Annotated in this window: 20 protein-coding genes; 15 read left to right on the top strand and 5 right to left on the bottom strand. The window is 68.1% G+C overall.

Features of this window, described 5'->3' with window-relative positions:
• Positions 1–3 precede the first annotated feature (3 nt).
• The 10 genes from K8940_RS04635 (at position 4) to K8940_RS04680 (ending at position 12,176) form a co-directional block, all read left to right on the top strand.
• Entirely contained in the window at positions 4–726 is a 723-nt protein-coding gene (locus K8940_RS04635) for a flagellar hook assembly protein FlgD (protein WP_223393355.1), read from the top strand.
• A 134-nt stretch (positions 727–860) separates the two neighbouring features.
• Entirely contained in the window at positions 861–2,621 is a 1,761-nt protein-coding gene (gene flgE, locus K8940_RS04640) for a flagellar hook protein FlgE (protein WP_223393356.1), read from the top strand.
• Between the two features lie 168 nt (positions 2,622–2,789).
• The gene (gene sciP / locus K8940_RS04645) at positions 2,790–3,071 is read left to right on the top strand and encodes a CtrA inhibitor SciP (RefSeq protein WP_047410412.1); all 282 of its coding nucleotides are present in this window, start codon (positions 2,790–2,792) and stop codon (positions 3,069–3,071) included.
• Between the two features lie 282 nt (positions 3,072–3,353).
• On the top strand, positions 3,354–5,015 hold the full coding sequence (gene fliF / locus K8940_RS04650) for a flagellar basal-body MS-ring/collar protein FliF (RefSeq protein WP_223393357.1): 1,662 nt from the start codon (positions 3,354–3,356) through the stop codon (positions 5,013–5,015).
• Positions 5,015–6,037, top strand: coding sequence for a flagellar motor switch protein FliG (gene fliG / locus K8940_RS04655; RefSeq protein ID WP_223393358.1), 1,023 nt, complete (start codon positions 5,015–5,017; stop codon positions 6,035–6,037). Before fliF ends, fliG begins: the two co-directional genes overlap by 1 nt.
• A 13-nt stretch (positions 6,038–6,050) precedes the next feature.
• Positions 6,051–6,683, top strand: a complete 633-nt coding sequence (locus tag K8940_RS04660; RefSeq protein ID WP_411675582.1) for a flagellar assembly protein FliH — start codon at positions 6,051–6,053, stop codon at positions 6,681–6,683.
• A 15-nt stretch (positions 6,684–6,698) separates the two neighbouring features.
• The gene (gene fliN, locus K8940_RS04665; RefSeq protein ID WP_223393359.1) at positions 6,699–7,031 is read left to right on the top strand and encodes a flagellar motor switch protein FliN; all 333 of its coding nucleotides are present in this window, start codon (positions 6,699–6,701) and stop codon (positions 7,029–7,031) included.
• Positions 7,032–7,059: 28 nt separating this feature from the next.
• On the top strand, positions 7,060–8,433 hold the full coding sequence (gene flbD / locus K8940_RS04670; protein ID WP_223393360.1) for a sigma-54-dependent transcriptional regulator FlbD: 1,374 nt from the start codon (positions 7,060–7,062) through the stop codon (positions 8,431–8,433).
• A 139-nt stretch (positions 8,434–8,572) separates the two neighbouring features.
• Positions 8,573–10,678, top strand: coding sequence for a flagellar biosynthesis protein FlhA (gene flhA, locus K8940_RS04675; protein WP_223393361.1), 2,106 nt, complete (start codon positions 8,573–8,575; stop codon positions 10,676–10,678).
• A gap of 97 nt (positions 10,679–10,775) precedes the next feature.
• Positions 10,776–12,176, top strand: coding sequence for an OprO/OprP family phosphate-selective porin (locus K8940_RS04680; RefSeq protein ID WP_223393362.1), 1,401 nt, complete (start codon positions 10,776–10,778; stop codon positions 12,174–12,176).
• On the opposite strand, the gene K8940_RS04685 is transcribed toward K8940_RS04680, so the two are convergent.
• Positions 12,173–13,513, bottom strand: a complete 1,341-nt coding sequence (locus K8940_RS04685) for an oxygenase MpaB family protein (RefSeq protein WP_223393363.1) — start codon at positions 13,511–13,513, stop codon at positions 12,173–12,175. The two genes, K8940_RS04680 and K8940_RS04685, sit on opposite strands and share 4 nt — an antisense overlap.
• A 119-nt stretch (positions 13,514–13,632) precedes the next feature.
• On the opposite strand from K8940_RS04685, the gene K8940_RS04690 reads away from it, so the two are divergent.
• From K8940_RS04690 to K8940_RS04700, 3 genes are all read left to right on the top strand, one after another.
• A complete protein-coding gene (locus tag K8940_RS04690) occupies positions 13,633–14,256 on the top strand; it encodes a TetR/AcrR family transcriptional regulator (protein ID WP_223393364.1) in 624 nt (207 codons plus the stop codon).
• An 85-nt stretch (positions 14,257–14,341) separates the two neighbouring features.
• Complete coding sequence (locus K8940_RS04695) at positions 14,342–14,872, top strand: hypothetical protein (protein ID WP_223393365.1); 531 nt, start codon at positions 14,342–14,344, stop codon at positions 14,870–14,872.
• A 187-nt stretch (positions 14,873–15,059) separates the two neighbouring features.
• A complete protein-coding gene (locus K8940_RS04700; protein ID WP_223393366.1) occupies positions 15,060–15,467 on the top strand; it encodes a DUF4282 domain-containing protein in 408 nt (135 codons plus the stop codon).
• Positions 15,468–15,483: 16 nt separating this feature from the next.
• Here K8940_RS04700 and K8940_RS04705 read toward each other — a convergent pair whose 3' ends face one another.
• From K8940_RS04705 to K8940_RS04715, 3 genes are all read right to left on the bottom strand, one after another.
• Positions 15,484–15,930, bottom strand: coding sequence for a MarR family winged helix-turn-helix transcriptional regulator (locus K8940_RS04705; protein WP_223393367.1), 447 nt, complete (start codon positions 15,928–15,930; stop codon positions 15,484–15,486).
• A gap of 11 nt (positions 15,931–15,941) precedes the next feature.
• A complete protein-coding gene (locus K8940_RS04710; RefSeq protein WP_223393368.1) occupies positions 15,942–16,358 on the bottom strand; it encodes an organic hydroperoxide resistance protein in 417 nt (138 codons plus the stop codon).
• 260 nt (positions 16,359–16,618) lie between these two features.
• A complete protein-coding gene (locus K8940_RS04715; protein WP_223393369.1) occupies positions 16,619–17,320 on the bottom strand; it encodes a DnaJ domain-containing protein in 702 nt (233 codons plus the stop codon).
• A gap of 129 nt (positions 17,321–17,449) precedes the next feature.
• On the opposite strand from K8940_RS04715, the gene pdxH reads away from it, so the two are divergent.
• Complete coding sequence (gene pdxH / locus K8940_RS04720) at positions 17,450–18,118, top strand: pyridoxamine 5'-phosphate oxidase (RefSeq protein WP_223395769.1); 669 nt, start codon at positions 17,450–17,452, stop codon at positions 18,116–18,118.
• A 142-nt stretch (positions 18,119–18,260) separates the two neighbouring features.
• The gene (locus K8940_RS04725; protein WP_223393370.1) at positions 18,261–20,381 is read left to right on the top strand and encodes a TonB-dependent receptor; all 2,121 of its coding nucleotides are present in this window, start codon (positions 18,261–18,263) and stop codon (positions 20,379–20,381) included.
• Between the two features lie 4 nt (positions 20,382–20,385).
• Here K8940_RS04725 and K8940_RS04730 read toward each other — a convergent pair whose 3' ends face one another.
• Complete coding sequence (locus K8940_RS04730) at positions 20,386–21,006, bottom strand: TetR/AcrR family transcriptional regulator (RefSeq protein ID WP_223393371.1); 621 nt, start codon at positions 21,004–21,006, stop codon at positions 20,386–20,388.
• Between the last annotated feature and the right edge of the window lie 122 nt (positions 21,007–21,128).

Below are 21,128 nucleotides of genomic sequence, written 5' to 3' on the forward strand. Positions count from 1 at the left end.
GCCATGACCACCGCTGTCTCCTCGCAGAACACCTCGTCGGTCCTCGACAAGATCAACAACTCGCGGACCTCCCTCGCCAACAACGAGCAGACGTTCCTGAAGCTGCTGACCACCCAGCTGAAGAACCAGGATCCGCTGTCGCCCACCGACACGACCCAGATGACCAGCCAGATCACCCAAATGACGGGCGTCGAGCAGCAGCTGGTCACCAACGACCTGCTGGCCGCCCTGGTCGGCATGAACACCGGCACGGGCCTGTCGGAAGGCGTCAACATGATCGGCAAGCAGATCACGGCGACCACCGACAACTCGACCCTGAAGAACGGCAAGGCCACCTTCTCGTGGAGCCAGCCGGGCGCCTCGACCTCGCTGACGGTCGAAGTGAAGAACGCCGCCGGCAAGGTGGTCCGGACCCTGAAGCCGGAAGACCAGAAGAGCGGCAGCCACACCATCACCTGGGACGGCAAGGACGACAGCGGGGTCCAGCTGTCCGACGGCGGGGTCTACACCATCGCCGTGACCGCCAAGGGCGCCGACGGCAAGGAGCTGAAGGCCACGAACGTCAAGGGCCGCGCCGAAGGCCTGGTCACCGCCGTCGACAACTCCACCGGCTCGCCGATGGTCATCGTCGACGGCCAGTCGATCCCCGTCGACAGCGTCATCGCCATCACCGCGGCCGCCTCGAACAGCAACGCCAATACCCAGACGGAACAAGAAGCCGCCTGATCCGCCTCTCGCCAATCCACCGATCGAACGGGCGTCAGAATGACGCCGACGCGGTCCCCGGAAGACGGTCTTCCCCGGGATCCAAACGCAAACAGCGCTGAACCCTCGAACCCCTTCAAAGCAGGAATTCAGTCATGAGCATCAACAGCGCCATGCTCGCCGGCGTCTCGGGTCTGATCGCCAATTCGTCGGCCCTGGCCGCGATCTCGGACAACATCGCCAACGTCAACACGGTCGGTTACAAGCGCTCCAGCGCCAACTTCTCGACCCTGGTCACCTCGGGTTCGAAGAACCAGACCTACAGCGCCGGCGGCGTTAAGGCCCAGACCCACCAGTTCATCAGCCAGCAGGGCCTGACCCAGTCGACGACGTCGAACCTGGACCTGTCGATCTCGGGCTCGGGCTTCTTCGTCACCACGGAAAAGCCGGAAGGCCTGACCGCCACCGACACCCGCTCGTTCACCCGCGCCGGCTCGTTCCAGCTGGATAATCTGGGCTACCTGCGCAACGACGCCGGCCTCTATCTGCAAGGCTGGCTGGCCGATCCGGTCACCGGCTCCATCACGCCCGACCCGTCGGACCTGATGCAGCTGTCGTCAATCAACGTCGGCACCGTCGGCGGCACCGCCGAGAAGACCACCCGCGTCGGCGTCAACGCCAACCTGCGCTCGGAGCAGCCGGTGGCCGCGGCCGTCTCGTACAAGGTCGGCACGGCCGGCACGGCGTCGAAGACCAACGTCGTCGACTCCGCGGGCGTCAGCCACGACTACGACGTCGTCTACAGCTCGACCGGCATCGCCAATCCGGCGGCCTCGGGCAACAACGAGTACCAGGTCGACATCAAGGAAAACGGCGTCATCATCGCCACGGGCACCGTGGGCTACGACCCGGCGACCCACGAGATCGTCACCTCGGCCATCGACTACAAGGGCGCTTCGCCGGTCGCCGGCAGCACCACCACCACCCGCATCAACGCCGCCGGCGACACCATCAACCTGGTCGACCTGGGCGTCACCTCGGCCGGCGCCGACGACGCCGACGTCCTGACGGGCAAGCTGTACGATCCCAGCACCTGGTCGATGTCGGACTACGCCAAGGACAACACCAAGGGCGTGAAGCCGGACTTCGAAATCCAGATCCCGCTGTCGGACTCCAAGGGCGGCCAGCGCACCGTCACCCTGTCGCTGCTGAAGGGCCCCGGCCCGAACCAGTGGTACGCCGAACTGCGCGCCAAGCCGGGCGACCTGGCCAACAACTCCAACGGCCAGATCAGCACGGGCATCGTCACCTTCACCACCGACGGCAAGCTGCAGAGCACGGGCAACCTGTTCGGCGGCACGGTCCCGACCTCTATCACGATCCAGGCCTCGGGCACGGCTCCGGCCGTCGCGCCGGCCGTGACGCCGCCGACCTGGGCCGACGGCCTGGGCATCGACACCCAGGACGTCCAGATCGACCTGGCCAGCGCCGCCGGCGGCTTGACCCAGTACAACAGCCAGTCGGTCGTCCAGTCGGTGAACACCAACGGCACGGCCTTCGGCAACCTGACCAACATCGAGGTGGACGAGGACGGCTACGTCTCGGCGATCTTCGACAACGGCGTCACCCGCCGGATCGCCCAGGTCGCCGTGGCCACCTTCAGCAACCCGAACGGCCTGAAGGGCGTCAACGGTAACGCCTATCGCGTCACCAACGAGAGCGGCACCTACAGCCTGAAAGCTCCGGGCCAGGGCGGCGCCGGTTCGCTGGCCCCCTCGACCTTGGAAGCTTCGACTGTCGACCTGTCGACTGAGTTCACCGGCCTGATCACCACGCAACGAGCCTACTCGGCTTCGTCGAAAATCATCACGACGGCAGATCAGATGCTGGAAGAACTTCTGAATATTAAGCGGTGATCCTAGGGATTAACGATCTTTAATTCTTGTGTTTCACACTGAGACACTACGGACTGCTTAAGAGCCATCTTGTTTAGGCCTTTCTTTACTATTGGAATTAAGCCGATGTTATTGGGCGGCGCCTATAGTGGGTCTCAACAGTGATGGTTGTGGGAAAGGCGTAAAGCCATGTTGCAGCAGCAGCGCACGAACAGCCGGGGTGAAAAGTATGTCATCGGTCCGACCGGTGCGCCTCTTACCCTGTCGGATTTGCCGCCGCCGGAAACCCAGCGTTGGGTGATCCGTCGTAAGGCCGAGGTCGTGGCCGCCGTCCGCGGGGGCCTGCTCTCGCTCGACGAGGCTTGCGATCGCTACAAGCTGACCAACGAGGAGTTCCTCGCGTGGCAGCAATCGATCGATCGGCACGGCCTGGCCGGCCTGCGGACCACTCGGATCCAGCAGTACCGTTAAGGTCCGGCGCGTTAAGAACCGGGCGGGGGTGCGTTAATGTGACCACCCCCTTGAGACCCCGAAAATCCCCAAGGCCTTGCGCCAAAGGGGTTTGAAGACCTTCAGCGGCCGCTCCCGAAAGGGGGCGGCCGCGACGTTTTGGCGCCTCCGCGCGGCCTTCCGAGCCCCAAATATAAACGCCTCGTTTACCTTGTACTGGGTAAATCCTGCCTACCGACGGGCGGTTCTCGTTCGCGTGTCGGTTCCTCCTCGCGGAGGCGTTGGGATCAGGGGTGAGGCTTCGTGGAAAGCTTTCTGGGTTCGATCAAGCAGTTCGGCGTCGGGCGACTGGCCGCGATGCTCGGCGTGGGCGCCGGCGTCGTCGCGGTTCTGGTGGCCCTCGTCATGTTCATGGGCAAGGAGCCCAATGAACTGCTGTACTCGAACCTCGACCTGAAGGAAGCGTCCCAGGTCACCCAGGCCCTCGACCAGGCCGGTATTAAGTATGAGACCAAGGGCGACGGCTCGACGATCATGGTGGCGCGCGACAAGGTCGCCAGCGCCCGCCTGATGGTCGCCGGCAAGGGCCTCGTGAGCTCCGGCTCCATCGGTTACGAAATCTTCGACGGCAGCAGCGCGCTGGGGCAGACCGACTTCGTCCAGCAGCTGAACCGCCAGCGCGCCCTGCAGGGCGAGCTGGAACGCACGATCAAGGCCATGCAGGGCGTCAACAGCGTCCGCGTCCACCTTGTGCTGCCCAAGCGCCAGCTGTTCGAGGAGGACGCCGAGCAGCCGTCGGCCGCCGTCACCATCGGCATCGGCTCCCGCGAGCCGGGCTCGGACATGGTCCGCGCCGTCCAGAACCTGGTCGCCTCGTCGGTCCCCAACATGAAGGCCGAGAAGGTCACGGTCATCGACCAGCACGGCAAGACCCTGTCGGCGCCCAGCGACGACAGCCTGGCCGGCAAGGAAGCCCAGGACCGCCGCACCGAGGCCGAGGCCCGCATCGCCAAGACCGTCAAGGACATGATCGAAGGCGTGCTCGGCCCGGGCAAGGCCCGCGTCAACGTCACCGCCGACATCAACCTGGACCGCGTCACCACCCAGGAAGAGCGCTTCGATCCGGACGGCCAGGTCGTCCGCTCGGAAAGCAGCAACGAGGCGGGCAGCTCGGAAACCAAGAACGACGACACGTCGGGCACGACCGCCACCTCGAACGTTCCCGGCCAGGCCGCCAACGCCGGCTTCCAGCAGCTGGGCTCGCGCTCGAACGAGAACGGCACCGTCACCAACTACGAGATCTCCAAGTCCGTGAAGACCACGGTCCAGGAGCCGGGCACGATCAAGAAGGTCGCCGTGGCCGTGGCCATCGACGGCGTCACCGCCCCGATGGGCAAGGACGGCAAGCCGGGCGCCTACACCCCGCGCACCGCCCAGGAGATCCAGCAGATCGAAGAGCTGGTGAAGACCGCCGTCGGCTACGACGCCACTCGCGGCGACCAGGTCAAGGTCACCAACATCAAGTTCCCGCAACCCGAGGACCAGGGCCTGGAGAAGCAGGGCCTGCTGGCCGGCTTCGACAAGAACGACATCATGCGCTTCGCCGAACTGGGCATCCTGGGCGTCGTGGCGCTGCTGGTCCTGCTGTTCGCGGTCCGTCCGTTCATCAAGAACCTGGTCGAGCCCGCGCCGGTGCAGATGGCCCTGGCCGGTCCGGGCGGCGCGCCGGCCCTGACCCGCCTGGTCACCCTGTCGGACGGCACCCAGCAGCAGGTCGTGGTCGACGAGAGCGGCGAGCCGATCGCCATCGCCGGTCCGACCAGCGACATCGACTCGCGCATCGACATCGCCAAGATCGAGGGCCAGGTTAAGGCCTCGTCGATCAAGCGCGTCTCGGAGTTCGTCGAGAGGCATCCGGAGGAATCGGTCGCGATCCTCCGTAACTGGCTGCACGAGTCGAACTGATGGCCATGAAAGTCGCCGTCAACGACCTGAAGAACCTGTCGGGGCCGGAAAAGGCCGCGATCGTTCTGCTCGCGCTTGGCGAAGAACACACGAAGATCTGGGAGGCCCTGGACGACGAGGAGATCAAGGAAGTCTCCCAGGCCATGGCCGGCCTGGGCACGGTTTCCGCCTCCGTCGTGGAAGAGCTGCTGGTCGAGTTCGTCTCGGGCATGAGCTCGACCGGCGCGATCATGGGTTCGTACGAACAGACCCAGCGCCTGCTGGCGTCGTTCATGCCGCAGGACAAGGTCGACCAGCTGATGGAAGAGATCCGCGGTCCGGCGGGTCGAACCATGTGGGACAAGCTCGGCAACGTGAACGAGGCCGTGCTCGCCAACTATCTGAAGAACGAATACCCCCAGACCGTCGCCGTGGTGCTGTCGAAGGTGAAGAGCGACCACGCCGCCCGCGTGCTGGCCTGCCTGCCGGAAGACTTCGCCCTGGAATGCGTCACCCGCATGCTGCGGATGGAGCCGGTGCAGCGCGAGATCCTCGACAAGATCGAGATGACCCTGCGCACCGAATTCATGTCGAACCTGGCGCGCACGTCCAAGCGCGACAGCCACGAGATGATGGCCGAGATCTTCAACAACTTCGATCGCCAGACCGAAGCCCGCTTCATCGCCGCGCTGGAAGAGCGCAACCGCGAGGCCGCCGAGCGCATCCGCGCCCTGATGTTCGTCTTCGAGGACCTGTCGAAGCTGGACCCGGGCGGCATCCAGACCCTGCTGCGCGGCACGCCGAAGGAGCAGCTGGGCCTGGCCCTGAAGGGCGCCTCGGACAAGCTGCGCGACCTGTTCTTCTCGAACATGTCCGAGCGGGCCGCCAAGATCATGCGCGAGGACATGGAGAGCATGGGCCCCGTGCGCCTGAAGGACGTCGACGCCGCCCAGGTGGGCATGGTCCAGGTCGCCAAGGACCTGGCCGCCAAGGGCGAGATCATGCTGGCCGGCAGCGGCGGCGACGACGAACTGATCTACTGAGGGACATGGCCTGATGGAAACCCCTCGCAAATTCGGCTTCGACACGGTCTTCGACGACCGCGGCGGCGTCGCCTACACCCCGCCCAAGGTGAAGAAGAGCTTCACCCTCGAGGAGGTCGAGGCCGCCAAGGCCCAGGCCTATGCGGAAGGCGAGCGTTCGGCCGTGGCCCACGCAGAGCGCGACGCGGCCAACGCCCTGGCCGAGGTCGCCCACGCCGTGCGGGAAGCCTTCGGAGCCCTGACCCACGTGGCGCACGAGCACCGCGAAGGCGCGGCCATGCTGGCCCTGGCCTGCGCCCGCAAGATCGCCGACGCGGCCCTGCAGCACTTCCCCGAGGCCCCGGTGACGGCGGCCCTGGAGGCCCTGGCCCGCGAGGTCGAGGCCCAGCCGCGCATCTTCGTCCGCGTCTCGCCAGAACTGGAGGGCCGCACCCAGGAGGCGCTGGAGCATGTGGCCGCCCAGATCGGCTTCCAGGGGCAAATCGTCGCCCGCGCCGACGGCGCCATGGCCCCCGCGGCCTTCACTTTCGACTGGGGCGACGGCCGCGCGGCCTTCGACCCGGAAGGCGCCGCCCACCGCGTCGCCGAAGCGCTGGAAGCGGCCATCGCCGCCGAAGGTCTCCACGCCGAACCCCTGTTCTCCTGAAAAGGCTGAAGTCCGATGGCCGAAGACAATCTCCCGCTCGACGAATTCGGAGGCTCGATGCTGGCCTCCGAAATGCCGGTCGAGCTCAGCGACAAGACCGCGTCGGACCTGGCGCCGGTCTTCGACGTGCCGGTCAACATCTCGGCCGTGCTGGGACGCGCGCACATGTCGGTGGCGCAGCTGCTGCAGCTGAACCAGGGCTCGATCCTGGAGCTGGACCGCAAGGTCGGCGAGGCGATCGACATCTACGTCAACAACCGCCTGGTCGCCCGGGGCGAGGTCGTCGTCGTCGACGAGCGCCTGGGCGTGACCATGACGGAAATCATCAAGGACGGCGACCAGGGCTAAGGCCCAGGTTGGATTGGGAGAGTAGATTATGCGGCTTCTGGTCGTCGGAAAACTGAACGGGCAGCTCTCGGTCGCCGTGAAGATGGCGATGAACGCGGGCGCGAAGGTCTCGCACGTCGAAACGCCGGAGCAGGCGACCAATGCGCTGCGCGCCGGGCAGGGCGCCGACCTACTGATGGTCGACTACGCGCTCGACATCGCCAGCCTGATCGCGGCCAACGAGGCCGAGCGGATGCGGGTGCCGGTGGTGGCCTGCGGCGTTGACGCCGATCCGATGCGCGCGGCCGCCGCCATCAAGGCCGGCGCCAAGGAATTCATCCCGCTGCCGCCGGACGCCGAGCTGATCGCCGCCGTCCTGGCCGCCGTGGCCGACGACGAAAAGCCGATGGTCGTGCGCGACCCGGCCATGGAGTCGGTGATCAAGCTGGCCGACCAGGTCGCCCCGTCCGAAGCCTCGATCCTGATCACCGGCGAAAGCGGTTCGGGTAAGGAGGTCATGGCCCGCTACGTCCACGGCAAGTCGCGCCGGGCCAAGGCGCCGTTCATCTCGGTCAACTGCGCCGCCATCCCCGAGAACCTGCTGGAAAGCGAGCTGTTCGGCCACGAGAAGGGCGCCTTCACCGGCGCCATGGCCCGCCGCATCGGCAAGTTCGAGGAAGCCGACGGCGGCACCCTGCTGCTGGACGAAATCTCGGAAATGGACGTGCGCCTGCAGGCCAAGCTGCTGCGCGCCATCCAGGAGCGCGAGATCGACCGCGTCGGCGGCTCCAAGCCGGTCAAGGTCAACATCCGCATCCTGGCCACGTCGAACCGCGACCTGGCCCAGTCGGTCAAGGACGGCCACTTCCGGGAAGACCTGCTCTACCGCCTGAACGTCGTGAACCTGCGCCTGCCGCCGCTGCGCGAGCGCCCGGCCGACGTGATCAGCCTGTGCGAATTCTTCGTGAAGAAGTACTCGGCCGCCAACGGCGTGCCGGAAAAGCCGATCTCGGCCGAGGCCAAGCGCCGGCTGATCGCCCACCGCTGGCCGGGCAACGTCCGCGAGCTGGAGAACGCCATGCACCGCGCGGTGCTGCTGTCGACCGGCGCCGAGATCGAGGAGTTCGCCATCCGGCTGCCGGACGGCCAGCAGATGGCTCCCGCGCCGTCGCCGGACGCGGCGGTCGCCCGCGGCGCCCAGATGGCCGCCGACGCCGTGTCGCGCACCTTCGTCGGCTCGACCGTCGCCGAGGTGGAGCAGAAGCTGATCATCGACACCCTGGAGCACTGCCTGGGCAACCGCACCCACGCCGCCAACATCCTGGGCATCTCGATCCGCACCCTGCGCAACAAGCTGAAGGAATATTCCGACGCCGGCGTGCCGGTGCCGCCGCCGCAGGGCGGGGTGGGCGCGGCCGCCTAGGGGATTGCGACAACATGGCTCGGCGCCGCGACCATCCGTCCGGCGCCGAACATGGCTAATTTTGGTTAAGGAGATGGCGGCGGACCGCAAATCGCTTCAAGCGCTGGTCTAGCTTTCCATCCACGGTTCAAGGTTCAGCATGGCCGACGCCGCCGCCCCGACAGCCGCCAGATCCGTCCCCAGCGCCAGGTCGCTGCTGGATGGTTTCCTGCGCGGCGAGATGGGCCTGGCCCTGGGCGTCGTGGGCATCATCGTCCTGCTGATCCTGCCGGTTCCGCCGATCCTGCTGGACCTGCTGCTGGCCATCTCGCTGACCGGCTCGGTGCTGATCCTGATGACGGCGATCTTGATCAAGAAGCCGCTGGAATTCACCTCGTTCCCGACCGTTCTGCTGGTCGCGACCCTGTATCGCCTGGGCCTGAACGTGGCCTCGACCCGACTGATCCTCGGCCATGGCCAGGAAGGCACCGGCGGCGCCGGCGCGGTCATCGAGGCCTTCGGTCACCTGATGATGCAGGGCAACTTCGTCATCGGGGTGATCATCTTCATCATCCTGGTGGTGGTGAACTTCATGGTCGTCACCAAGGGTTCGGGCCGGATCGCCGAAGTCGCCGCCCGCTTCACCCTGGACTCCATGCCCGGCAAGCAGATGGCGATCGACGCCGACCTGTCGACGGGCCTGATCGACCAGGAGATGGCCAAGATCCGCCGTAAGGAGCTGGAGCAGGAAAGCACGTTCTTCGGGGCCATGGACGGCGCCAGCAAGTTCGTGAAGGGCGACGCGATCGCCGGCCTGATCATCACCGGCATCAACATCGTCGGCGGCATCATCATCGGGGTCGTCCAGCACAAGATCCCGATCGGCGAGGCCGCCTCGTCCTACACCATCATGACTATCGGCGACGGCTTGGTCAGCCAGATCCCGGCCCTGATCATCTCGATCGCCGCCGGTATGGTCGTGTCGAAGGCGGGCGTCGAAGGTTCGGCCGACAAGGCCCTGGTCACCCAGCTGGCCATGAACCCGGCCGGCCTGGGCATGGTCTCGGCCTCGGCCGGCATCATCGCCCTGATCCCGGGCATGCCGATCATCCCGTTCGCGGCCCTGTCGCTGGGCGCGGGGGCCCTGGCCTACAAGCGGATCCAGGACGCCAAGAAACCGAAGGCGATCGATCCCGCCGCCCTCGAAGCGGCGGCGCCAGCCGAGGCCGAGGAGGAGCCGATCAGCGCCTCCCTGGCCATCGACGACGTCAAGATCGAGCTGGGCTACGGCCTGCTGACCCTGATCAACGACCTGGACGGCCGCAAGCTGACCGACCAGATCCGCGCCCTGCGCAAGACCCTGGCCGGCGAGTTCGGCTTCGTCATGCCGCCGGTGCGGATCCTCGACAACATGCGCCTGGCCAACCAGGGCTACGCCATCCGCATCAAGGAGATGGAGGCCGGCGCGGGTGAAGTGCGCCTGGGCAACCTGATGGCCATGGACCCGCGCGGCGGCCAGGTCGAGCTGCCCGGCGAGCACGTGCGCGAACCCGCCTTCGGCCTGCCGGCCACCTGGATCGCCGACGACCTGCGCGAGGAAGCCACCTTCCGCGGCTACACGGTCGTCGACCCGGCCACGGTGCTGACCACGCACCTGACCGAGATCCTCAAGGAGAACATGGCCGACCTGCTGTCCTACGCCGAGGTCCAGAAGCTCCTGAAGGAGCTGCCGGAATCGCAGCGCAAGCTGGTCGACGACCTGATCCCAGGCACCGCCACCGCCACCACCGTCCAGCGCGTGCTGCAGTCGCTGCTGAAGGAGCGGGTCTCGATCCGCGACCTGCCGCAGATCCTGGAAGGCATCGGCGAGGCCGCCCCGCACACCGCCTCGGTCACCCAGCTGGTCGAGCAGGTCCGCGCGCGCCTGGCCCGCCAGCTGTGCTGGGCCAACCGCGCCGACGACGGCGCCCTGCCGATCATCACCCTGTCGGCCGACTGGGAGCAGGCCTTCGCCGAGGCCCTGATCGGACCCGGCGACGACAAGCAGCTGGCCCTGCCGCCCTCGCGCCTGCAGGACTTCATCCGCGGCGTCCGCGACGCGTTCGAACGCGCCGCCCTGGCCGGCGAGGCCCCGGTGCTGCTGACCAGCCCCGGCATCCGCCCCTATGTCCGCTCGATCATCGAACGCTTCCGCGGCCAGACGGTCGTGATGAGCCAGAACGAGATCCACCCCCGCGCGCGCCTGAAGACGGTGGGGATGGTCTAGGCGGCGTCTTTTCGCGCCTGAGCCCGTCAGCAGTCGTAAAACCGTCATCGAAACGTCGCATGGAGAGCGGGCAGGTAGTTCGTTCGATGGTGATGTTTTGCATCCGACCACGTTGCTCGTCGCGCTGGGCGCGACGGGGCTCTGCCTGCTTGCGCCTCCCGCCCTCGCGCAAGACGCCCTAAGTCCCGAGGACGCCGCCGCCCTGCGCGCCGAGATCGCGAGTCTCCGGGCGCAGCTCCAGCGCATGGAAAGCCGTCTCGACGCGGCGAGCGGCGTGCACGCCACCGCCCCGCCGACGCCCGCCGCCGCCGCCGCGCCCCCGGCGCCGTCCAAGCCCGCCTCGTCGTCGACCGAGATCAGCTGGAAGGGCTCGCCGCAGTTCTCGGCCAGCGGCGGCAGGACCTTCAAGGCCAAGGGCCGCATCCAAGCCGATATTGGCCATGTCGACGCGCCCAAGGCTCTCGCCGACCGGGGCCTGGGCACGGCGTCCGAGATGCGCCGCATCCGGCTGGGCGGCGAGGGGAGCCTCGGCGCGGGGATCGGCTACAAGCTGGAACTGGAGCTGTCGGACAACGCCGTCGACCTGGTCGACACCTTCGTCAGCTACAAGACCGGCCCCTGGCTGCTGGCCTTGGGCAACCAGAACCAGTTCCAGTCGCTGGACGAGCTGACGGGCGACACCTCGGGCGCGTTCATGGAGCGGGCGGCCTTTACAGACGCCTTCAACTTCGAGCGCCGCCTGGGGCTGTCGGCCCAGTACGAGAAGGGCGGCTGGGTGTTGCAGGCGGGCCTGTTCGCCGACGATGTCACCGCGCTGTCCAACAGCAGCGACGGCCCGGCCGGCGGCGACGAGAACAACAGCCACGGCGTGGACGGCCGGGTGGTCTGGGCGCCGAAGTGGGGCAAGACCCAGCTGCACTTCGGCGGTTCGGCCCACTGGCGCGACCTTGGACGGGTGGCCGACACCGCCACCCGCTATCGCCAGCGGCCCTACCTGCATACCAGCAACAGCCGCCTGATCGGCGCGCCCGCCTTGGCCGTGCGCGAGGAGACCCACTACGGCCTCGAGGCGGCGTTCGTGCGCGGCCGCTGGCACGGCGCGGCCGAGGTTCACGGGCTGGAAGCCGAGTTGAAGACCGGTCCTGACGCCCGCTTCCTCGGCGGCTACGCCGAGCTGGGCTATTTCCTCACGGACGACACGCGCGGCTACAAGAGCGGGATCTTCGATCGCGCCAAGCCCTCCAAGCCCTTGGGCGGCGGCGGTCTCGGGACGCTGCAACTGAACGTCCGCTACGACCATCTGGACCTCAACGACCGGGTGATCGTCGGCGGCAAGCAGGACGCCTGGCTGGCGGCCCTGATCTGGCAGCCGGTCGAGTATCTGCGCTTCAACCTGAACGGCGGGGTCCTGGCCTACCGGGACGCCACGCCGCTGCCGGACGGCGACCGCGACTATACCGCGCAGGTCGTCGGGGCCCGAATGGAGCTGGACTTCTAGGCGGCGGCCGGCTTGGCGTTTCCGGCCGGCCTGTACTTGTCGGCGTCCGACGTGAACTCGGCGTGGCCGTAGCGTTTCAGCTGGCGCCTCAGCTTGGCCACCAGGTGGGCGTCGGCCAGGTCGGAGACGCCGGGGACGTTGCGGGCCAGGCGGTAGGCCATCAGCTGGCTGGTCACCAGCAGGGCCACTAGGCCGAACATCATGAAGTCGCGCGGGCCGATCTCGACGCCCATGCGCCGGGCGGCGGCCAGGTCGCCGTTCATGAAGTTGCGCAGGAAGAACACCTTGGAGAAGCGGCGCTCGACCTTGTCGAACAGGCGGTTCTCGGGGCGCTCGTCGGGCGGCAGGTAGGCGTTCAGCGTGGCGCGGACCAGCTCGCCGCAGGTGGCGTCGTCGAAGCCGGCGCGCAGGGTGGCGCTGCGGGCGTTCATGGTGTCGACGACCCCTTGCGGCGTATCGGCCAGCAGGTCCTCGGGCAGGCCCAGCAGGAAGCAGCGGTAGCGGGCCAGCTCGACCCGGGCGCGCTCCTCGGCGGTGAAGGTCTTCCGGCCGCTGGCGACGATCTTGTAGCTCATCAGGAAGATCGGGATCAGGCCGGCGGGCATCTGGTCGACCTGCGGGATCGGGATCCCGTAGACCCCGACGTCCCAGCGGTCCGAGCGCTTCAGGGCGTTGAACCGCACCATCGAGTGCATCAACCGCACCATGGCGGCAGCCTTGAAGCCGGCGCCGTGGCGCTCAAGCGAGCCGGGCAGCAGGGTGGTGGTGAAGAAGGTCGCCGTCTCGTTGACCCGCCGGGCGGCGGTGTCGTTCGACAGGGTTCCGGTCAGGGCCATGGGCAAGGCGGCGTACTTGTTCATGAAGGTGGCGATGAACGCGCCCCGGATCGCGAATGGCCCCAGGTTGGCGGCGGCGTTGCGGTCCAGGCGCTGGCCCTCGCGGACCAGGTCCATGTCCAGCCACTCGGGGACGCGCTCCATGTCGGCGATGAAGGCGGCCAGCTCCGGCGGCGCGTCGGCGACGGCCGCGATCCCCTCGTCGCAGGCCTTGGTCAGCATCTGGATCAGCGGGCGGAAGCCGTACGTCGGCATCAGGGCGGCGTAGGCGTCGGCCACCACGTCGCCCAGCATGGTGTAGGCCTTGATCAGCGCCACCTTGTCGGGATCCAGCCCACCTCGGGCCAAACGCGGCGCGACGCTGGCCTTGGGATCGTCGGTGAAGCGCTCGGGCGTGATGTCGAAGTCGATGTCGCCATACAGCGCGGGCAGGGCGGCCTTCTGCGCGGCGACCTTGGCGCGGACGCGTTCCAGGGGCGTGGGGGGCAGCGGCGTTTGCATGCTCTTCCTCTCGTGACGGCCCGAGGGCCCTCGTCTCGGATCGAAGCCTATGTAATCGTCGTTCATCGGCCTACTCGCCTTGCCCGCCGGGGCGGGCCCTGAGCGGAGCCAGCTGGCAAGTGACTGAAAAGACGAGGCGAACGCCGCGCCAGCCGCGCTCGGAAGCGACGGTCGAGGCGATTCTGGAGGCGGCCTTTCAACTTTTGGAGCAGGGCGGCGTCGAGGCCCTGACCACCAACCACATCGCCGAGCGGGCAGGGGTCAGCGTCGGCACGCTCTACCAGTACTTCCGCGGCAAGCAGGCGATCCTGGCGGCCCTGGCCCAGCGGCGGGCGGCGGCGGCCCGCGACCGCATCGCGCAGATCGTGATCGGCAACTCCGCCGTGGAGAGGTCCGAGATCGGCGCGGTGCGCCTGATCGTCCGCACCCTGGCCACCGCCTTCGAGGGCTCGCCCGCCACTCGCCGCGCCCTGCTGGACGCTCTGACGGAGGAGGGCGGCGACGACGTGGTCATGCGCAACCACGTGGCCTTCTTCGACGCGATCGCCGGCAAGGCGGTGCTGGGCTTCGACCTGTCGCCCGAGGCCGGCTTCGTCCTGACCCACGCGGTCGTCGGCCTGCTGCGCGCGGCGACCGTCGAGAGCGACCTGGCCCTGGATCCGGCCAGCCTAGAGGATGAACTGGTCCGGTTGATGGAGAGCTACATCTCGGCGCTGCTGGCGACGAAAAACGCGCTCCGGTAGAGCCGCGTGTCGACTCCGCGACGGAACCGTCACGGCAAGGTCACGTTGTTTCCGCCGGGAGGGGCCCTCGACGGAGAGTGAAAACATGACCAACAAGCTTGCCCTGCTCGCCGCCGCCGCGTCCCTGACGTTCGCCGGCGCCGCTTTCGCCCAGAGCACCACGACGACCAGCCAGACGACGACCTCGCCGGCCCAGACGACCGCTCCGGCCACGGCTCCGGCCACCATGCCGGACCCCGCGGCCCCGGCCGCCTCGCCGACGGCTCCGACTCAGTCGACGACGACCACCTCGACGCCGTCCAGCACGACCACCACCCAGACCACCACCTCGCCCTCGGCCAATCCGGCCGATAGCGCCGCGACGCCGAGCTCGGCCAATGTCGCCAGCTTCAAGGTCGGTTCGGCCGTTAAGGACGCCGCTGGCGTGCCCGTCGGCCAGATCACCGGCACCAGCACGGGCGCTGACGGCTCGACCAACGTCATCGTCACCAATGGCGGCGTGAAGTTCGCCCTGCCGGGCAACAGCCTGAGCGCGGGCGCGGACGGCAGCGTCTCGACCACGGCCACCAAGGCCCAGATCGACGCCACCGTCGCCGGCGCCAAGCCGCAGCAATAAGGCCCGTATCCGGACCGAAACGACCACGAGCCCGCTCGGCATTGCCGAGCGGGCTCGTCACTGGTAGCGATGGCCCCGAGCCTTTTCGTTTTACGGAAAGGCTCATGTTATGGGTGGGACGTGATAGTCGCCGAAAACCGGCGTCCATTCTCGACCATCACGTTCTGAAGAGGCGTTTGTCGCCGTCTTGGGGTTCCGTATGCCTCCGGCCAACAAGTCAAAGCGTGGTTCCAATTCGCTTTTGTGGGATCTGCTGACGTTCGACCGCCTGGTCACCGGGCCGGTGATTCACTTCATCTATTGGGCCGGCCTGGGCGTCGTGGCCCTGTTCGGATTCTCGGTCGTCGGCGCCGCCGTCGGCCTGGCGCTCAAGGAGCCGGGCGTCGGCTCGCTGCTGCTGGCCTTCCCGGTGCTGATCGCCGGCCTGCTGGTCGCCGGGGCGCTGGTGCTGCTGTGGCGCGCCTTCTGCGAGTTCTATGTCGCCATCTTCCGGATCAGCGAGGACCTGCGGGCGCTTCGCCAGACCAGCGACGCCGACCACGCCGTCCATCGCGCCCGCCAACAGGCGCAACAGGCGCCGAGCGAGCACGCTTAAGAGCCGTCCCGTTCGGCTATTTCGCCAGCGTCTTGAGGCGCTCGCGCAGCGCGCCCAGCGCCTCGATCGGGGTGTCGAGGGCGCAGATCATCTGTTCGGGAATCGCCTCGGCCTGATCACGCAAGGCGCGGCCCTTGTCGGTCAGGGCCACGATGACCCGCCGCTCGTCCTCGGGATCGCGGCGGCGCTCGACCAGGCCGCTGGCTTCCAGGCGCTTGAGCAGCGGGGTCAGGGTGCTGGAATCCAGGTCCAGCGCATCGCCCAGGGCCCCCACCGTCTGGGGGCTCCGCTCCCACAGCACCAGCATCGCCAGATACTGCGGATAGGTCAGGCCCAGGGCGTCCAGCAGCGGTCGATAGAGCCGCGTCATCCGGTTGGCCGCGCCATAGAGGGCGAAGCACAGCTGATTATCCAGGCGCAGGGCCTCGACAGGGCGATCGGACGACGCGGGTTTCTTGCTCATCGACCTAATGATTAGAGCGCCTTGACGCTGATGGCCACGTCCACATTGCCACGGGTGGCATTCGAATACGGACACACCTGGTGCGCGGTGGCCACAAGGGCCTCGGCTTCGGCCTGGCTCAGGCCCTGGGTCTCGACCTCCAGGGCGACTTCCAGCTTGAAGCCGACCTCCTGGGTGGCCAGGCCGACCTGGCCGGTCACAGTCGAGCCGGCGAGGCCGATCTTCTGGGTGCGGGCGACGTGGGCCATGGCGCTCTGGAAGCAAGCGGCGTAGCCGGCGGCGAACAGCTGCTCGGGATTGGTGCCGGTTTCCTTGCCGCCCAGGGCCTTGGGCATCGACAGCTGAACGTCCAGAAGGCCGTCTTCGCTGCGGACATGGCCGTCGCGGCCGCCAACGACGGTGGCGCGGGTGGTGTAAAGCGTGGTCATCGGGAGATCCTCCGTTTGTGTTGATGCAAGCGATTTAATCGCGCGCGATTTAATTTCAAGGCACGGGTCTCGAAAAAGATCGCGTGCGGTCGGCGGGTGCGAAGGGTGTCAACTCTCCTCCCCTCAGGGGGAGGGGGACCGCCGAACGGCGGTGGAGGGGGCTTTGGGGCGCGGCCTACGCAGAACCGCTTCGCGGACCCCCTCCGTCTCGATGCGTATCCGCATCGATCCACCTCCCCCTAATGGGGAGGAGAGGTCCCCTAAGCCGCCCAGGCGGCCGCGAAGCGCTTCAGCAGGGAGCGGGCCGGGCTTTCGGCGCCGGCTTCGGCGGCCTCCAGGCGCAGGAACAGGTCGCCGGCCTTGTGGTCGGCGCGGGCGGGCAGGCCCTGGCCAGCCAGGCGGACCAGGCCGCGCTCGGCGGCCTTGGTCGAGATCCAGGCGGGGCGGCGGCCCAGCGGGGTGTCGGCGTCGACGCGGCCGCCTTCGGTCAGCACGCGCGGATCGACCTTGCCCGTCAGCCACAGGTCGTCGCCGCGCACCAGGACGCCGTCCTGTGGTCGGTGCCGGACCTCGAAGGTCACGCCCTCGACCCGGACCTTGTCGCCCTCGCGCAGGCCGGCGGGCAGCTTCAGGCGCAGGCGACGGCCGTCGATGGCCAGCTCCTCGGACCCGCCGGATACAGCGACGGCGATGTCGATCTCCAGCACCACGCGGTCGGCGACCGGGGCGCCCTGGGCCACGGCGGGTGGGAAGGTCGCCGGCTGGTACGGATGTTCCTGCAGCAGGCGGTAGGCGGCCAGCACGTCGCGGAACAGGGCCGCATCGCCGGTCGGACGGTCTGGGTGCGCCCGCTTGGCGGCCTCGCGATAGGCCTTGCGCAGTTCGCGCTCGCCCGCGTCGGCGGCCACGCCCAGCAGGGCGCGGGCGGCCGAAAGCGTCAGGGCGGCGTGACGGGCGGTCATGGCCGGACCCTGGCGCCGGGATGGTCAACGGGGCGTTAAGTTAAGACTTTCATCCACATGACCACCCGACGGCTCCATAAGGACGCCCCGACGGTGGCCCGCGCCGCGCGCGCGGCCTATATCAGGATCATGAGCGCCGACCCGACCCTGATCCCCGCCTCGCCCAGCGAGGATGACTATGTCCGCCAGGTGACCCAGGCGGTCCCGCCGGCCCTGCTGTCGGAGGAGAACCCCTTCGCCCTGTTCGCCGAGTGGCTGGAGGAGGCGGGCAAGAAGGAGCCCAACGACCCCAACGCCATGACCGTCTCGACCGTCGACGCCGACGGCATGCCGGACTCGCGCATGGTGTTGCTGAAGGACTTCGATCCGCGCGGCTTCGTCTTCTACACCAACACGCAGAGCGCCAAGGGGCGCGAGTTGAACGGCCAGCCCAAGGCGGCGCTGCTGTTCCACTGGAAGTCGCTACGTCGCCAGGTGCGAATCCGGGGCCTGGTCGAGCCGGTCAGCGAGGCCGAGGCCGACGCCTATTTCGCCAGCCGCGCTCGCCACAGCCAGCTGGGCGCCTGGGCCAGCGACCAGTCGCGCCCGCTGCCCGACCGCCTGGCCCTGGAAAAGCGAGTCGCCGAGATGGGCCTGAAGTTCGGCCTCTCCAAGGTGCCGCGCCCGCCGCACTGGTCGGGCTACCGCATCGTCCCGGTGACGATCGAGTTCTGGCGCGACCGCCCGTTCCGCCTGCACGAGCGCCTGGTCTTCGACCGCGTCGGCCAGGGCTGGACGACCAAGCGGCTGTTTCCCTGACGGCCTAGCGACAAGAGGGTGGAGCGCCTCGACCAAGGTCTATCCGCCCCCGACCATCGGCTAGGCCGCGAAGACCATCGCAAAAGCGACGACGGTCGGGACCCTGACATAGTCTGGCCCAGCTGACGCGGTCGGAGGGGTCATGGGCGGCGTTTCGAGAAGATGTCGCGCCGCGCTGGTCGCGGGCGCCCTGGGCGTCGCCGCGTCGGGGCCCTGCCTGGCGCAATCGGGCGAGGGGACCGTCGAGGAGGTCTTCGTCACCGCGACTCACCAGAAGACGCGCCTCCAGGACACGCCCCTGGCGGTGTCGGCCTTCACATTCGAGCAACTGGAACGGGCCGGCGCGCGCGACCTGCGCGACCTGGCGGCCTTCACGCCCGGCCTGACCATCGGGACGGGCGAGGGGCAGGGCGCGACGCCGATCTCGATCCGGGGCGTCGGCCAGAACGACCTGGGCATCGGCGCCGACGCGCCAGTCGCGATCTATCTGGACGGCGTCTATCTGGCGCGCTCGTACATGAACCTGTTCGACCTCGTCGATGTCGAGCGGATCGAGGTGCTTCGCGGTCCCCAGGGCACGCTGTATGGCCGCAACGCCACCGGCGGGGCGATCAATGTGGTGACGCGCCAGCCGGGCGACGTCCCGGTGTTCGAGGCGCTGGGACGGGTCGGGAACTACAGGGCGTGGGGCGCCCAGGCGCTGGCGATGGGCCCGCTGGGTCATGACCTGTCCGGCAAGCTGGCCGTCTCGGCCAGCGGCCGCGAGGGCTATACCCACAACACGCTCACTGGCGACGACCTCGACCCCGAGAAGACTTTCGCCCTGCGCGCGGCGCTGCGCTGGCGGCCCAGCGACACGCTCGACGTCACGCTGAACGCCGACGTGGGCTATCACGACATGCCCGTGGTCGTGCACGACAGCACCGACGCCAGCTTCGACCCCAAGCGCATCGCGCTGGACGTCACGCCGCGCGAGGACCGTGACTACTGGGGGCTGTCGCTGACGGTCGTCCGCGACCTTCCCGGCGTCCAACTCACAGCGATCACTGGATACCGGGAAGCCAAGCTGGCGAACGTCATCGACACCGACGCCAGCGCGCTCAAGGCCGTCTATTTCGAGCAGTACGACAAGACCTCGCAGGTCAGCCAGGAGGTGCGCGCGGCCTCGACCGGCGCGGGGCCCCTGCAATGGCTCGCGGGCCTCTACTATTTCCGGGAAGAGGCCGACACGTTCAGCCCGATCTATCTGGATTTCACCGCCGTCCTGGGCCTGCCCAGCGCGACCAGCGAGAACGTCCGGGGCTCGAACCGCACGACCGCCTTCGCCGCCTTCAGCCAGGCCAGCTACCGCGTCACCGACCGGCTGGCCGTCACCGGTGGGCTGCGCTGGAGCACCGAGACGAAGCGGTTCAGCTTCCAGCAGGACTTCACGGTGGATATCCCGCCGCTGTTCAACTCGTATCCGAGGTCCACGCAGGAGACCACTTGGTCGAACCTCTCCCCGCGCGTGAGCCTCGACTACCGGCCGCGCGAGCGGCTCCTGGTCTATGCGAGCTATTCCGAGGGCTTTAAGAGCGGCGGATCGACCTCGGTCAGCGTCATCACCAGCCCGCTGCCGAACGTCTTCGCGCCCGAGAAGATCAAGGCCGTGGAGGCCGGCTTCAAAGGCGACGGGTTCGGGGGCCGACTCAGGCTGAACGCCACGGCCTTCCACTACGACTACCAGAACCTGCAGGTGCGCACGGCCGACGCGCTGGGCTTCCTGGTCGTCCGCAACGCCGCGACCGCCACGATCGAGGGCGTCGAACTGGAGATGACGGCCTATCCCGCCCGGCGCCTGGAGATCACCGCCAGCGCCGCGCTGCTGGACGCCCGCTACGACCGGTTCATCGATCCCGTCTCATTGGCCGACTATTCCGGAGACCGCCTGAACCGGGCGCCGAAGGTTCAGCTCAGCGTGGGGGCGCAACACACCCACGCGCTCGCAGGCGGAAGCGAACTGGTCCTTCGCGGCGACTATGCCTATGCCAGCCGCATCTACCATCAGCCCGGCGAGCTCCTGGCCTTCTCGCGCGATCCCAGCCACCTGTTCAATGCGCGCGCCGAACTGCGCGGCCCCGACCGCCGATGGGCGCTGGCGCTGTTCGGCAGGAACCTGGCGAACCATCGCTACATCGGCCACGCCTTCGTGCTGCTGGGGGAGCCCCGGTCCACGATCACGCCGCCGCGCACGTTCGGGCTGGAGCTGCGCTTCTCGCGATAGAGGCCTAGCGGGCCCCGTACCGCGCCAGGAACGTCTCCACCGCGTCCTCGGCGATCGCCTTGATCGGGCGTCTCGGCTGGACCTCGTCGCCGGCCGAGAGGCCCAGGACCAGGGTCACGTGGTCCAGCATGCCCATCAGCTGGCCGGCGGCCCACGAGGGCTTGTCGACCTTGAGTTCGCCGGAACGGACCAGGTCGTTGATCACCGAGATCGACGCGCCGCCCAGCTCGTCGCGGGCGCTCTGCAGGAAGTATTCGGCGACATCCTCGAATCGGCGGCGCTCGGCCGTGACCATGCGGAACATGGCGCGGGTGTCCGGACGCGAGAAGAAGGCGGCGTAGGCGCAGGCCAGGGCGGTCAGGCGGGTGCGGGCGTCGCCCTTGACGCGCACGGCCTCGCGGACCGGGGCGGCGATGCCGCTGACCGTCTCCATGACGATGGCCTTGAAGAGGTCGGCCTTGCTGGGGAAGTAGGCGTAGAGGGTGGCCGTCGAGACCCCGGCGGCGCGCGCCACCACCTCCATGCCGGCGTCGGCATAGCCTTGGCGAAGAAACAGGCTCCTGGCGGAGCCGAGAATCTCCTCGCGCTTGTGACCCGACCGTTTCAGACCCGCGCCGACAAGCATGTGAACACTCGCACTGGATTGGCTTTGATACAATCTAGCCGCGAAAATGGGACCTAAGCAAGGCTGGGATGAAAGGTCGCGCGAGAGGACTCGCGAGCTTGTTTCGGCTATGGAGCGCCGGC

The sequence above is a fragment of the Caulobacter segnis genome (assembly GCF_019931575.1).
GTDB classification, from domain to species: domain Bacteria; phylum Pseudomonadota; class Alphaproteobacteria; order Caulobacterales; family Caulobacteraceae; genus Caulobacter; species Caulobacter segnis_C.